We start from the raw sequence: 14687 nt of genomic DNA, 5'->3' as shown, positions 1-14687 counted from the left end.
GTTATCAGATCAGGCCGCGCATCAAGCGCGGCCTATTTCTTGTCATTGTTGCCCATTGTCCACATAAACAAAATTCCAGAAACCATTGATTATTGCAATAAATTCGGTTTTCGCGCACTCTGTAATCCATCGGGCATCAGACCCAAAAAAACGAGGCGTGATCGGAGAGGCAGGTCACATGACAATACGTTCCTGGATCAGCGCAACCCTGCTGGGGTTGTCGCTTGTTATGGGCCCGGTCGGCGATGCCGCCTGGGCCGAAACCCTTCGTGTGGTAAAGAAGGGCACGGTGGAAACACTGGATGTTCCGATGAATCGCGCGATCGTTGTGGAGAGCGAACAGCCGTTTGCCGAGCTTAGCATTGCCAATGCAGGCATTGCGGATATCTCATCGCTTTCAGACCGGACTATCTATGTTTTGGGTAAGACACCGGGCATGACCACCCTGACGCTGTTTGATGGCGCAGGCATGCTGTTGGCAAATGTGCGCGTTCGTGTTGCGCCTGATGTTACAGAATTTAAAGAGCGTCTGCGTCAGATTCTGCCATCCGAGCCGATTGAGGTCCGCACCGCCAATGACGGCATTGTATTGTCGGGCACAGTTTCAAGCTCAGCCAAGCTGGCACGTGCGCTTGAATTGGCAGAACGCTATGCACCTGAACGCGTATCGAACCTGATGTCGGTCGGGGGTGTTCAGCAAGTCATGTTAAAAGTTCGCTTTGCCGAGATGAACCGCTCGGTTGCGAAACAGCTTTCTTCATCTCTTTCCTTCGGAGCCGGCGACGTTTCAGGTGGTTTCAACCCTCAGAACCTTGTTCCCCCTGTTTCGGTCCAAGACGGAACGTTGCTGTTCGGCTTCGGTGTGGGTTCGGCACAGGTCAATGTTTTGCTTCAGGCACTGGAAACAAAAGGTTTGGTGCGAAATCTGGCGGAGCCCAATCTGTCCGCCCTTTCCGGACAAGAAGCGGCCTTCCTTGCAGGTGGTGAGGTTCCAATCCCAGTTCCGCAGGACGATGGCGTCGTTGCAATCGAGTTTAAACAGTTCGGTGTTGAAATGAAGTTCACACCACGCGTGGTGGACGGTGACCTGATCAACCTGGAAATGGGTACAGCCGTATCGGCCATCGATACAAGTTCGAACTTCACGATCAATGGCGACATCGTACCCAGCTTTATCACGCGTCTGGCGAAGACGACGATTGAACTGCGGGATGGTGAGAGCTTTGCAATCGCCGGTCTACTCCAGGATAATTTCACCGATCAAAACAACCAGATCCCATGGTTGGGCGATGTTCCGATCCTGGGCGCGCTTTTCCGTAGCGCCGACTATCAACGTGAACAGAGCGAGCTTGTCATCATCGTGACTGCGCATTTGGTCAGCCCAACACGCGGCGAAGCCCTTGCGTTGCCAACTGATCGCGTCAAACCACCCAGCGATTTTGACCTGTTCGTCACGGGCCGTGTCGCACGCACGAATCGCCAAGGTGCGGGTGCTGCATCCGAGGTTGCCAAGCAGGACTTTGGCAGCTCCTACGGCTACGTCCTGGATTGATAAGGAGGATAGACCAATGAACAAATGGATTATCACCTTGGGTCTTACGGTTGCCATCTCGGCCTGTACGCGCGAGGCTGGATATGAGCTCGACCAGGGCGCATATGGCAACGCGACGCTAAACAATATTCAGGTCATGAATGGCGAGCTGACATTCGCTCAGATCCTGAGCCGCAGATTCGCTGCAGACGTACCGGTCCAGATCAACTTTGCCTTCAACAGCGCGCAACTGGATGCCTCGGCGCAGGCCATTCTGCGGCGTCAGGCTGACTGGATCAAACAATTCCCAGAAGCGAGGTTCCGCGTTTATGGTCATACGGACGCCGTCGGATCGACCAGCTACAACCAGAGCCTTGGTCTGCGCCGCGCGCAAGCAGCGGTTAACTATCTGGTTCAGCAGGGAATTTCACGCTCCAGGCTCGAAGCGGTGGTCTCGTTTGGCAAAACGCGGCCACTGATTGACACGCCGGATCGTGACCGGCGGAACCGTCGCACTGTTACCGAAGTATCGGGCTTTGCTGACGGCAGATCACAGCTATTGGATGGCAAGTACGCCGACATCATCTATCGCGAGTACATCGATAGCGCAACGCGGCCCAGCTATATTGAAGAATCGTCTAGCACCTCTGCCGACGGTTGATAATACACCCGAAATGGGCGACATCGTCGCCCATTTCCCTACAATTGGTTCTTTTGCGCCAAATTCTTGCCCAACTTCACAGCGACATTGTCAACAATTGGGTGACCTGCGGCCTGAATTGACCGCATAGGGGCGACAGCAAATCAATCGGCGTGATCTTCGTCCGCAAGAAATGCTGGCCTCTTTCAACGAGGGTAGTTTGTATGACCAGCGCGACGCCGCATGACGATAACACCGGTATTCTGGCCTGCACGATAAGCCGGGACGTCCAGAACTTCGATCTGTTGATCGAAGATATGGAGGCCGCTCTGGGTGAGCGATGGGGTGATCTTGGTTTTGCCGAGGCATTGGCGTTTTTCGGTCAACCCGAAGCCGATTCACTGCAATTCGTGGCCTTGGCCATTGATGGCGAAGACGAAGACAACCTTTCCCTGATGGGCGAAATCATCGCACAAGCGAAAGAAAAGAAAATCAAAGTAGTATTGATCGCCGAGGATGTCACACCCGCATCCTTGCATCAGCTTCTGCGAAAGGGGGCGGACGAGTTTGTCCCCTACCCCCTACCCGAAGGCGAATTGCAGGAAGCCATCGAACGCATGAACCAGCCCGACCCGGTTGCCGCTGCACACGCAGCGGCTGTTCCGTTGGCCGGCGGTGATGCCAAAGAAGGTGCAATGTTCGTCGTACATGGCCTGGCCGGAGGTGTCGGCTCAACAACCATGGCCGTGAACCTTGCGTGGGAACTCTCTAACGTGTCTGACAAGGAGGCCCCGACGGTTTGCCTGATCGATCTGGATCTGCAATTCGGCACAGTCTCAACCTACCTTGATTTGCCACGCCGCGAGACCGTGTTCGAAATGCTGTCTGACACAGCAGCCATGGATGATGAAGTCTTCTCGCAAGCGCTTCAAACCTATGAAGAAAAGCTGCAGGTTTTGACTGCGCCGGCCGACATGGTGCCGCTGGATCTGATTACGCCAGAAGACATTCAGCGGGTCATAGATATGGCGCGCAAGCATTTCGACTACGTCGTCGTGGACATGCCGAAAACGCTGGTTCACTGGTCAGAAACCGTTTTGCAGGCATCCCATGTGTATTTTGCCATGATCGAGCTGGATATGCGATCTGCCCAAAACGCATTGCGCCTGAAACGCGCCCTGCAAGCCGAAGAATTGCCGTTCGAAAAACTGCGTTTCGCGCTGAACCGTGCGCCCAAATTCACCGATCTGAATGGTAAAGGCCGTGTAAAACGCATGGGTGAAAGTCTTGGCATTTCCATTGATCTGCAACTGCCGGATGGCGGAAAACCTGTGATGCAAAGCGGCGATCACGGCCTGCCATTGGCCAACGCCGCAGCCAAGAACCCACTGCGCCGCGAATTCGCGAAGCTGGCGAAATCACTTCATAGCCTGGGCAGTAGTGACGCCGAGGCCGCATAAAACCATCCCAAGGGGGGATCAGTCGTGTTTTCAAGATACAAAAAACAGCCCGAAGCGCAGCCGGTGCAAACGCCGGCCAAAGCGCCTGCAGACGCCGCGACTGTAGATACCCCGACTCAAACCGCCATCGCCCGTAAGCCGGTTCAGAAGGCAGCGGCGGAAGCGGTCGGTGTTGATCGCGATCGCAAACGCAAAGAGCGGCTGAGCGAAATCAAGATCGAACTGCACCGCGAACTGCTAGAAAACCTGAATCTTTCCGCACTGGAAAACGCGGACGAATCCGAGCTGCGCTCAGAGATCAGCGCGATCGCCAGCGAAGTTCTCGAAGCGCGTAGCATTGTTCTGAACCGGGAAGACCGGACACAGCTGAACAAAGAACTTTATGACGAGGTTACAGGCCTTGGCCCCTTGGAAACGCTGCTTCAGGACGACACTGTCAACGATATTCTGGTAAACGGCCCGCAACAGATCTTTGTGGAACGCGCCGGTAAGCTGGAAATCAGTGACATCACGTTCAAGGACGAAAAACACCTGATGCGGATCATCGACAAGATCGTATCCGCTGTGGGTCGTCGAGTTGATGAATCCAACCCCTATGTTGACGCCCGTCTGGCCGATGGGTCGCGTTTCAACGCCATGGTGCCGCCAATTGCGGTGGACGGCTCATTGGTGTCGATTCGTAAGTTTAAGAAAGATAAACTGGGTATCGATGATCTGGTCAATTTCGGTGCGTTTACCGAAGAAATGGCCGTCTATTTGCAGGCCGCGGTGTCGACCCGACTGAACGTGATCGTTTCGGGCGGTACAGGTTCCGGTAAGACAACCACATTGAACGCCCTGTCCAGCTTTATCGACAATGCCGAGCGCATCCTGACCATTGAGGATACGGCGGAACTTCAGCTGCAACAAACCCATGTAGGCCGGATGGAAAGCCGCCCGCCCAACGTGGAAGGCAAAGGTGAGGTCAGCCCACGCGACTGTCTGAAAAACGCACTGCGTATGCGTCCTGACCGTATCATCGTGGGCGAGACGCGTGGCGCCGAGGTGATCGACATGTTGCAGGCCATGAACACCGGCCATGATGGTTCTATGACCACGATCCACGCCAACTCGGCCCGCGATGGTATCTCGCGCCTGGAAAACATGATCGCGATGGCGGGGATCGAAATGCCGATCAAAGCGGTCCGCAGCCAGATCTCATCCGCTGTGAACCTGATCGTTCAGGCCAGCCGTCTGCAGGACGGCTCGCGCCGCATGACCTCGATCACCGAGATCACCGGCATGGAAGGCGACGTTATTTCGATGCAGGAAATCTTTAAGTTTCAACGTGTTGGATTGACGCCTGACAACAAGATCATCGGCCACTTCACCGCAACCGGTGTACGCAGCCACTATTCGGAACGGTTCCGTTTGTGGGGTTTTGACCTGCCCGCGTCGATTTATGACCCAACCACAGTGTAGGAGAGCTTAGTATGAATGTGCCTATGGAGGCGATCATCTATGTCGCCATATTTGTGGGGGTCCTTGCCCTGGTCGAGGGCATCTATCTTGTCGCGTTCGGCAAATCCATCAGCCTGAACAACCGGGTTAATCGCCGTCTGGACATGCTAGAAAAAGGTGCCGGCCGCGAACAGGTATTGGAACAGCTGCGTAAGGAAATGCAGCAGCATATGAAATCGCAGAGCATCCCTCTGTATTCATTGCTTGCAGACAAAGCGCAAAAGGCCGCGATTGCATTCTCGCCACGGCAGCTGATCATGATCATGTGCTTGGTCTCTGTTGTCGCGTTCATGGGGCTCAGCATTGGCACTGCCACAGAAATCACCCTGCGCATCGCGATTTCAATCGCGATTGGCATTGGGGGCGTCTACGCATGGGTTAACCACAAAGCCAAAAAACGGATGAGCCTGATCGAAGAGCAGCTACCCGATGCCGTGGAGCTGATGGTCCGGTCCCTTCGTGTGGGCAACCCGTTTGTCTCGACAATTCAGGTGGTTTCGAACGAAGTTCAGGACCCGCTGGGAACCGAGTTCGGTGTGATCGCCGACGAATGCGCCTATGGTCGCGATGTCGGCGAGGCGCTGAAAGACATGGCAGAACGGTTGGATATGCAGGATTTGCGGTTCCTGGCTGTTGCTGTCGGCATTCAGCAGCAATCCGGTGGTAACCTTGCGGAAATTCTGGCCGGTCTGGCGCAGGTTATCCGCGCTCGTTTCCGGCTGTTCCGTCGGGTGAAAGCCATCACGGCCGAGGCGCAGTGGTCCGGCAAGTTCCTGTCTGGTTTCCCGATCGCCTGTCTGGTGTTTATTCTGGTCAAGGACCCCGGCTACTATGACGACGTCCTGGATCATCCCTGGTTCATTCCGGCCTGTTTTGTCGTTGGTATCCTGCTGACGTTGAACCTGATCGTCATGAAAATCATCACCAACATTAAGGTCTGAGGGCGGTCTCATGGAGTTTCTGAACAATATCAATGACCTGCTGACCCAGAACCTGGGTGAGTTTGGCCCCCTGATCGTTGTGGGTATTCTGGGCCTTGTTCTGATCGGCGTTGCTGTTTCGTTGATGATGAACCAGCCTGAGGATCCGCTGAAAAAACTTCAGCGTTCAACAGCCGCACCCAAAACGGCGAAGAAAGGCAAGAAGGACAGGCTGCGCCACGGCAGCCAGAACGAGCAGCTTGAGAAGTTCGCCACCTTTCTAGAACCCAAGGACCAGGAAGAGTATTCGGCCGTTCAGCTAAAGCTGCGGCAAGCGGGGTATCAGTCCAAGGATGCTGTGCGTTTCTTCCACTTTGCCCAGTTTGCCCTGGGTATTTCGGGTATTGTTCTGGGCGTCATGTTGATCACGGTGTTGGCAGGAGATCAGGAATACACCGGCCAGCAGCAGATTATCCGGGTCCTGCTGCCCGGCGGTATCGGCTATATGATCCCGAAATACTGGATCACACGCCGCGTCGCGGAACGGCAGGAGGCGATCACCGCCGGCTTCCCTGACACGCTTGACCTGATGTTGGTCTGTGTCGAGGCCGGGCAATCTCTGGATCAGGCCATTGTCCGCGTTGCCGGTGAGATGAAATCATCCTATCCGGATATCGCGCAGGAATTCGAAGTTGTCGCCTATGAAATGAAGGCCGGCAAAGACAAAGACACTGTTCTCCGCGACTTCGGCACCCGCTGTGGTGTGCAGGATGTCAGCTCTTTCGTGACGGTGATGATCCAGTCGGCCACATTCGGTACATCGATTGCCGAAGCCCTGCGGGTTTATGCCGGTGAGATGCGCGACAAACGCGTCATGCGCGCTGAAGAAGCCGCAAATAAGTTGCCTACGAAAATGACTCTGGTCACAATGATGCTGACGGTTCCACCATTGTTGATCATTCTGATTGGCCCCTCTGCAAATGTCATTTCGAGCTTTGGCCGCGGATAAAGCGCCAATGAACACAAATACCAGGTGTGTCCGGCCCGGACTTCGCCGACTGCTTCAAGCCACCGTGGTCATAGCCACGGTGGTTTCTTGCGATGATATCGGTCGGCCCAACGGGCTGGACGCGCCAGGTGTCGATCCCAATGGACAAACCAGCGACAACATTGCAACCGGCAACAGACTGATGGCCGTCGGAGAGTATGAGCTTGCCTTGCAAAGCTTTAGCCGCGCCGCACTTGACCAGGGGATGACGCCACAAGTCCTGACCTCGCTGGGTACTGCCAATCTCGGATTGCGGCGTTTGGGCCAGGCAGAACCTTTGCTAAGGCGTGCAGTCGAAGACGATACCGAATGGCCCATAGCATGGAACAATCTGGGGGTATTGCTGATGGAGCAGCAGAAATACCCCGAAGCCGCTCAGGTGTTTCAACGCGCCTTTGCCCTGGATAATGGCGAAAGTGACGCAATCCGAGACAATCTGCGCTTAGCACTCGCAAAAATGGAAAATCCTGTTAATACTGCTCCGCAAGAAGAAGAATATACACTGGAACAGCGCGGCGACGGGCAATTTACGCTGCGCAAACGCCAGTAACCGAGGCAAGAGCAGTAAAGGACGCAAAAATGCGCCAACAATTCTTGATTCCGTCACTCCTTCTGAGCGGGCTTGTTCTGGCCGCGTGTGAAAAAGAATCCGCCGAAGAACGGGTTGAACGCACATTTCAGGAAGTGAACGTCATCGACGAAACCAACCTGAACGACGTTCTTCTGAACGCCTCAGATCCCAACGAAGCGGTGACCTATTTTCAGGGCGCCGCCGCCAAGAACCCCAACCGAATCGATCTTCAGCGTGGACTGGCCGTTTCGCTGGGCCGGGCAAAACGTACCACCGAAGCAAGCGCTGCCTGGAAACGGGTGACGACCATGAAGGGAACAAACAGTTCCGATAAGGTCGAATATGCGGATGCGCTGGTTCGAAATGGCGATTGGGCGCAGGCAAAAACTGTGTTGGATTCGGTTCCCCCAACCTATGAAACCTTCAAGCGCTATCGGCTTGAGGCTGTTGTGGCTGATTCCAGAAAAGAATGGAAACGCGCCGATCATTTCTATGAAACAGCCATGGGTCTGACGACCCGCCCCGGCAGCGTCATGAACAACTGGGGCTACTCCAAACTGACCCGGGGCCAGTATGCCGAAGCCGAACGCCTGTTTTCCGACGCCGTTCGGCAGGACAGCTCTTTGTTTACGGCAAAGAATAACCTGGTTCTGGCCCGTTCGGCACAAGGGAATTACAGCCTGCCTGTTGTGCCGATGTCACAGGTCGAACGCGCGCAGTTGTTGAACACAATGGGTATCTCAGCCGTCAAACAGGGCGACATCAATACCGCGAAGAACCTGTTCCGCGAGGCGATCTCGACCCATCCGCAGCATTTTGACGAAGCCGTCAGATCTCTGCGCGCGCTTGAGAGTTCTACCTAAATGGAAATTCCTATTCGCGCGGCGATCTGGTTCTTGCCGTTCATCCTGCCGATCTGCCTGTATGTCGCCTTTACAGACATGAGGGATATGAAAATCAAGAACCATGCGGTTGTCGCCTTGGCGATGATCTATGTGGTGGTTGGGCTGATCGCCCTACCCCCTTGGTCTACCGAGGCAATCAGCGGCTCGCTTGGTCCCTTCCCGGTCGCCTTTTCCCCATATATCTGGCAGTTGCTGCATCTGCCTATTGTGCTGGTAGCGGGCATTCTTTTGAATGCCATCGGTGCTTTTGGTGCGGGTGATGCAAAGTTTCTGGCTGCTGCGTCGCCCTTTGTCTGGATTCAGGACCTGGGTGTTCTGATCGCGATACTGCTGGCAACGGTACTGGGCGCCGTTGCCACTCACCGGCTGGCCCGCCATACCAGATTACGCACCATCGCGCCCCATTGGGAAAGCTGGGATCGCGGCAAGAAGTTCCCGATGGGCCTCGCCCTGGCCGGGGCTTTGGTCATGTATCTGATTTTGGGCACTGTTTACGGATCGTAAACTATCATCTGTGCGCCATGCCGCTGCCTTGGTCCCGCCACAAAGCTGGGCCAGATTTCCCGCAAGTGGCCCCTCTGCGGGCATGTGTGTGATTTCTGGATAGACGAGCGCCGCGCATGAATATGCAAACCTCCGCCGTGATGGCCCCTCCTGCGCCTAAGGGATTGGGCGAAATGCAGCTTCCGCTGGTGATGATGCGGGACATTATGCTGAAAACGGTGTTTCGCAAGAATGCCAGCACCGTATCCGAAGTGGCCGAGGCGATCTGCCTGCCCGGCGCTGTCACACAGGAACTGATCGACATCGCGCGCGAACAGAAACTGCTGGAAGCCACGGGCACCCTGAACGCCAATAGCGGTAACGAGATGGGATATCAGCTGACCGACGCAGGCAAGGCCCGTGCCCTGGACGCGCTGAGCCAGTCAGAGTATTTCGGCGCCATGCCTGTTCCGCTGGATGTGTACCGCGAGCAAGTCAAACGTCAGTCTATCCGCAACATTCAGGTCACCCGTGACCAATTGGTCAGCGCGATGGGCCATCTGGTTCTGCCCGACAGCCTGCTGGATCACCTGGGCCCCGCGGTCAGCGCAGGGCGCTCAATCCTGATGTATGGTCCTCCGGGGAACGGTAAGTCCTCGATCTCGAACGGTATCCGCGATGCATTGGGCGACAATGTCTATGTCCCGTACGCCATCGAATATGCGGGTCAGGTGATCACCGTCTATGACCCGATTGTGCACACAGCAATCGAGCAGGAAGCCGATGACCCTAACAGCCTGCGCCGCCGCAAACGGTTCGATTCACGCTATGTTCAGTGCGAACGTCCGACCGTGGTGACAGGTGGTGAACTGTCGCTCAGCATGCTGGATCTGGTTTACAACCCCACCGCGCGAACCTATCAAGCCCCGCTGCAGTTGAAATCAACCGGTGGCATCTTCATCGTGGACGACCTTGGCCGTCAGGCAGAACCGCCACAGGCGCTGGTCAACCGCTGGATTGTTCCACTGGAAGAAAACAAGGATATCCTCGGCCTGCAATCGGGTGAGAAATTCGAGGTGCCGTTTGATACACTGGTTATCTTCTCGACCAACTTCCACCCGAATGAAATCTTTGACCAAGCCGCCCTGCGCCGGATCTTCTTCAAGATCAAGATCGATGGTCCGAACCAGGAAAACTTCCTGAAAATCTTCGCCATGGTCGCCCGCAAACGCGGCATGCCACTGGATGAGGCCGCGCTGGTTCATCTGCTCAAGGTCAAATACCCGACCATCGATAACATCTATGCGAACTACCAGCCGATCTTCCTGATCGACCAGATGATTTCGATCTGCGAATTCGAGGGCATCCCTTATCAGATGAGCCCCGATCTGATCGACCGGGCTTGGGCCAACATGTTCGTCAAGGACGAGAAGATCGTCAAATAACGCTGTGCCATTCTGACACAAGGGCGGTTAGTCTGCGGCCATGACGCAGATTCCCGCCCGGATCACCGATTGGTTTTCAGCCAAAGGTTGGTCCATCCACCCGCATCAGCAACACATGTTCGACCGGGCGCAGGACGCGGCCACCTTGCTGATTGCCCCCACCGGGGGCGGCAAGACGATGGCCGGGTTTCTGCCCTCTCTGGCCGAACTGGCGGAAGGCGGCCGCCAAGGGTTGCACACGATCTATGTCTCGCCGTTGAAGGCTCTGGCAGCGGACATCAAACGCAACCTGCGCGCGCCGGTGGAGGAGATCGGCCTGCCAATCCGCATCGAGGATCGCACTGGCGACACCTCGGCCACCCAGAAGAAACGCCAGCGGGCAGACCCACCGCATATTCTGCTGACGACGCCCGAAAGCCTGGCCCTGCTGACCTCCTACGAGGATGCGCCGCGTATGTTTGAAGGGGTGCAACGGGTCGTCGTGGATGAAATCCATGCCCTCGCTGAAAGCAAGCGTGGAGATCAGTTGATGCTGGCACTCGCGCGGTTGCAGACCTTGTGCCCGAACCTGCGTCGCGTGGGTCTGTCGGCAACGGTCGAAGACCCCGAAGGCATCGCCCGCTTTCTGGCACGGCATCCGGACCCTTGCCGCATCATTCAGGCCGATCCCGGGCCTGATCCTGATATTGCGATGTTGGAAACCGAGGACATGCCGCCGTGGTCCGGCGGCGGCGCGGCTTATGCAATCCCCGCGGTGCTAGACCAAATCCGCCAGCACAAAATAACTTTGATCTTTCACAACACCCGCGCGCAGGCCGAGATTTTCTTTCACAATCTATGGCTTGCCAATGATGAAGGCCTGCCCATCGGCATCCACCATGGCAGTCTGGACCGCCAACAGCGTGAACGGGTCGAGGCAGCTATGGTCAGGGGCGACCTACGCGCCATCGTGTGCACCGGCTCTCTGGATCTAGGGATCGATTGGGGCGATGTCGATCTGGTTATCCAGATCGGTGCCCCCAAGAATGTCAAACGGCTGGTGCAGCGGATCGGGCGAGCAAACCATCGCTACAACGCCCCGTCCAAGGCCCTGTTGGTGCCCGCCAATCGGTTCGAGGTGGTGGAATGCGTCGCCGCGCTAGAGGCCGCCAAGGCCCATGAACTGGACGGAGAACCACGCGGCGCAGGCCCCCGTGACGTGTTGTGCCAGCATATCCTGATCGCAGCGGCGGCAGGGCCGTTCGACGCCGATGCGCTGTTCGCGGAGATGACTTCGGCCGGGCCATTTGCCGAGCTGACCCGCCCGGAATTCGACGCCTGTCTGGATTTCTGCGCTACCGGTGGCTACGCCCTGCGCGCCTATGATCGGTGGCAAAGACTGCAACAGCGCCCTGACGGGTTGTGGCAGTTACGCGACCCCCGCGCCGCGGCACGCATCCGCATGAACCTTGGCACGATTCAGGACACGGATACGCTGAAAGTTCGGCTCAGGCGTAACCGAGGCGGCAAACCCCTCGGCGAGGTTGAAGAGGCGTTTGCTGCCTCTCTCACCCCTGGCGATACCTTCCTGATCGGCGGCCAGATCGTGCGCTATGAGGGGTTGCGTGAGATGGTGGTCGAGGTCAGCCGTCGTGCCGATAAGAAACCCAAAATTGCCACCTTCGCAGGGACGAAATTTGCCACCTCCACCCAGCTGAGCGACCGCATCCTGCGCATGTTCGCACAACCCGATTGGCCTCAGTTGCCTCATCACACTGCAGACTGGTTGGCCTTGCAGAGGGACATATCCCGACTGCCCCAACGTGATCGCCTGCTGATTGAGAGCTTTCCAAGCGACGGACGAGAGCACCTATGCGTTTACGGCTTCGCGGGACGCAATGCCCAGCAGACTTTGGGCTTGCTGCTAACCAAACGCATGGAAGAAACCGGGCTCGCACCCTTGGGTTTTGTCGCAACGGACTACGCGACCTTGATTTGGGGCTTGGATGCCGTGACCGATCCAAGCCCCCTGTTCCAACGCGACGCTTTACGAGAGGGTTTGGACACATGGCTGGCCGGCAATGCCGTCATGAAACGCACCTTTCGTGCCTCGGCCACAATCGCTGGCCTGATCGAACGCAACACCGGCGGGCAACGCAAAAGCGGACGGCAGGCCACGTTTTCGTCAGATATCCTCTACGATACGCTGCTGAAATACGACCCCGGCCACCTGCTGATGCAGATCACCCGAGAGGAGGCCATGCGCGGGCTGGTTGATTTTGGGCGCATCGAGGCAATGGTGGAGCGGATCGGCGACCGGATTGATCTGCTGCGGCTGGACCGCATCACACCACTGGCCGCGCCGCTGTTTCTGGAGGTGGGGAAGATCCCGGTCAAAGGTGCAGCTGAGGAGCGATTGCTGGCTGAAGAAAGCGCGCGCCTTCTCGAAGCCGCCGGGTTGAACCAGTTGTAACCTCTTGCGCGTGGCGCGGAATCAAGCAAAGAACGTACCATGAACGGTTTGGACTTTTTGTTTTGCGGACAGGCGCTGCGCGCCCTTCCCTCGGGTGCGTTATGGTGGGCGGAGCAGCGGATGCTGTGTGTTTCAGACCTGCATCTGGGCAAGTCCGAACGGCTGGCGCGGCGCGGCGGGTTGACCCTGCCTCCCTATGACAGCCGGGATACGCTGGATCGGCTATCGACCGATCTGGATGCGACAGGCGCACAAAACGTTCTGTGCCTGGGTGACAGTTTCGACGATCTGGTTGCCTCAACCACCTTGGCAGAATCCGAGAAGCTGCAGATCGCAGCGCTGCAGGCCGGTCGGGAATGGGTCTGGATTGAAGGCAACCACGATCCCGGCCCTATCGAATTGGGTGGGACACATCTGGCAGAATGGGCCAAAGGCCCACTGGTATTCCGACACATCGCTGAGGAAAATTCCAAGGGCGAAGTCTCAGGCCATTTTCACCCAAAGGTACGCCTGTCTATCCGAGGGCGATCAATTTCGCGCCCGGCTTTCTTGTTGGATCAGAAACGGCTTATTCTGCCCGCCTATGGCACCTACACGGGCGGTTTACGCAGCTCGGACATCACCCTGTCAGATCTGATGGCAAAGGATGCGATGGCCATTCTAACCGGGCCCAACCCGCAGATGATCCCGATGCCACGCGAGGGTTAGATCAGCCCGTCTTCTTCCAGCTTCGGCTTATATTTGCGGCTGACCGGCACCAGGTCGCCATTGACCAGACGCAAAAGCGTTTTACCTCCCGTCTTTTCAACACCCAAAATCGAGGCATCTGTGACCCAGTGCGAGCGATGCGAGCAATGGCCCGGCACAGGCTCCATCTCGGCAATCGCATCGGTAAACCGGGATCGGATCGAAAAGACACCGTCTGAGGTGACAACGTCCACATAGTGATCCCGTACGGTCAGCCGGTAAATCTGCCCCTCAAATCCTTCAGGCAATCGCCTGACCAGACGTGGCAACTCCGGGGGCATAGGTTCCCCGCTGCCAGCATGCAAATCACCGCGACGCACAAGCACAAGGCCCGTGGCAAACAGTGCGCCATAAGCGGCAACCGATTTAACCTCGGGCACCATCTTTCCGGTATAGGTGAACAAACACCAAGCCAGCAGCCACAGCAGCGGTGTCAGAAACACCAAGATCACCGCCGCGAAAGCCAGGTCGCGCAGCGGCAGTTTCACCAGTATCAGCTTGTCTCGCAAAAGCTTCCGGGTCACACAAATCGCGCCCAAAGCGATTGTCATCACGCCGACCCAGAACAGCAGGCGCAATCCAAATGAAAAACCCGTATCCATGAACGGTGGGAAGGCATATGCCAGCAACGGAAGAAAAATGAACGCGGCACACATGCGCTGAGGGGTAAGTGCCGTTCTGAGTTCACTGACTTTGGTATCCATACTTATCTTCAAATGCACCGCGCCGTATCAACACTAAACATATTGGCGAAGATGCAGACGTACCTCGTAACCATCTGGAAAATAATACTTATCACTATATACTTCACAAGGGAAGCTTTTCAAAGAAATACCACGCCCGTGGTCATGCGGGCGCGGTAAATCATGTCTTAAGCAATCTGGTTCCGGGTGTGGGCCCAGTACGCCGGCTCAGGCCGTCAGGCCTTCGGGTTCTGGCAGTTTGTTTGCGCGGCATGCTGCTGTGACGGTGTTTGCGAGCAGGC

13 protein-coding genes are annotated in these 14687 nt (G+C 56.5%); 12 read left to right on the top strand and 1 reads right to left on the bottom strand.

Annotated elements, in window-relative coordinates:
* The first annotated feature begins 178 nt into the window (after window positions 1-178).
* From AC2FGE_RS00065 to pdeM, 12 genes are all read left to right on the top strand, one after another.
* Window positions 179-1552 (top strand): type II and III secretion system protein family protein, encoded by a 1374-nt coding sequence (locus tag AC2FGE_RS00065; RefSeq protein ID WP_496817182.1) that lies wholly within the window; start codon window positions 179-181, stop codon window positions 1550-1552.
* Between the two features lie 16 nt (window positions 1553-1568).
* Window positions 1569-2192 carry an OmpA family protein gene (locus AC2FGE_RS00060; protein WP_496817181.1) on the top strand — a complete coding sequence of 208 codons (624 nt, stop codon included), beginning with the start codon at window positions 1569-1571 and terminating at the stop codon, window positions 2190-2192.
* A gap of 203 nt (window positions 2193-2395) precedes the next feature.
* The gene (locus AC2FGE_RS00055; RefSeq protein WP_496817180.1) at window positions 2396-3631 is read left to right on the top strand and encodes a CpaE/TadZ family protein; all 1236 of its coding nucleotides are present in this window, start codon (window positions 2396-2398) and stop codon (window positions 3629-3631) included.
* Window positions 3632-3655: 24 nt separating this feature from the next.
* On the top strand, window positions 3656-5092 hold the full coding sequence (locus tag AC2FGE_RS00050; RefSeq protein ID WP_496817179.1) for a TadA family conjugal transfer-associated ATPase: 1437 nt from the start codon (window positions 3656-3658) through the stop codon (window positions 5090-5092).
* A gap of 11 nt (window positions 5093-5103) precedes the next feature.
* The gene (locus AC2FGE_RS00045; protein WP_496817178.1) at window positions 5104-6072 is read left to right on the top strand and encodes a type II secretion system F family protein; all 969 of its coding nucleotides are present in this window, start codon (window positions 5104-5106) and stop codon (window positions 6070-6072) included.
* A 10-nt stretch (window positions 6073-6082) separates the two neighbouring features.
* Window positions 6083-7060 carry a type II secretion system F family protein gene (locus AC2FGE_RS00040; protein ID WP_496817177.1) on the top strand — a complete coding sequence of 326 codons (978 nt, stop codon included), beginning with the start codon at window positions 6083-6085 and terminating at the stop codon, window positions 7058-7060.
* 64 nt (window positions 7061-7124) lie between these two features.
* Complete coding sequence (locus AC2FGE_RS00035; protein ID WP_496817176.1) at window positions 7125-7649, top strand: tetratricopeptide repeat protein; 525 nt, start codon at window positions 7125-7127, stop codon at window positions 7647-7649.
* A 29-nt stretch (window positions 7650-7678) separates the two neighbouring features.
* Complete coding sequence (locus tag AC2FGE_RS00030; RefSeq protein WP_496817175.1) at window positions 7679-8533, top strand: tetratricopeptide repeat protein; 855 nt, start codon at window positions 7679-7681, stop codon at window positions 8531-8533.
* A complete protein-coding gene (locus AC2FGE_RS00025) occupies window positions 8534-9079 on the top strand; it encodes a prepilin peptidase (protein WP_496817174.1) in 546 nt (181 codons plus the stop codon).
* Window positions 9080-9195: 116 nt separating this feature from the next.
* Entirely contained in the window at window positions 9196-10503 is a 1308-nt protein-coding gene (locus AC2FGE_RS00020) for a DUF8689 domain-containing protein (RefSeq protein ID WP_496817173.1), read from the top strand.
* A gap of 40 nt (window positions 10504-10543) precedes the next feature.
* Window positions 10544-12955, top strand: coding sequence for a ligase-associated DNA damage response DEXH box helicase (locus AC2FGE_RS00015; protein ID WP_496817172.1), 2412 nt, complete (start codon window positions 10544-10546; stop codon window positions 12953-12955).
* 39 nt (window positions 12956-12994) lie between these two features.
* On the top strand, window positions 12995-13663 hold the full coding sequence (gene pdeM, locus AC2FGE_RS00010; RefSeq protein ID WP_496817171.1) for a ligase-associated DNA damage response endonuclease PdeM: 669 nt from the start codon (window positions 12995-12997) through the stop codon (window positions 13661-13663).
* Here pdeM and AC2FGE_RS00005 read toward each other — a convergent pair.
* On the bottom strand, window positions 13660-14406 hold the full coding sequence (locus AC2FGE_RS00005; protein ID WP_496817170.1) for a LytTR family DNA-binding domain-containing protein: 747 nt from the start codon (window positions 14404-14406) through the stop codon (window positions 13660-13662). The genes pdeM and AC2FGE_RS00005 overlap by 4 nt on opposite strands.
* Window positions 14407-14687: the final 281 nt, after the last annotated feature.

It is taken from the genome of Ruegeria sp. YTSA075, from assembly GCF_059610245.1.
This window is presented reverse-complemented; position numbering and strand designations above follow the sequence as displayed.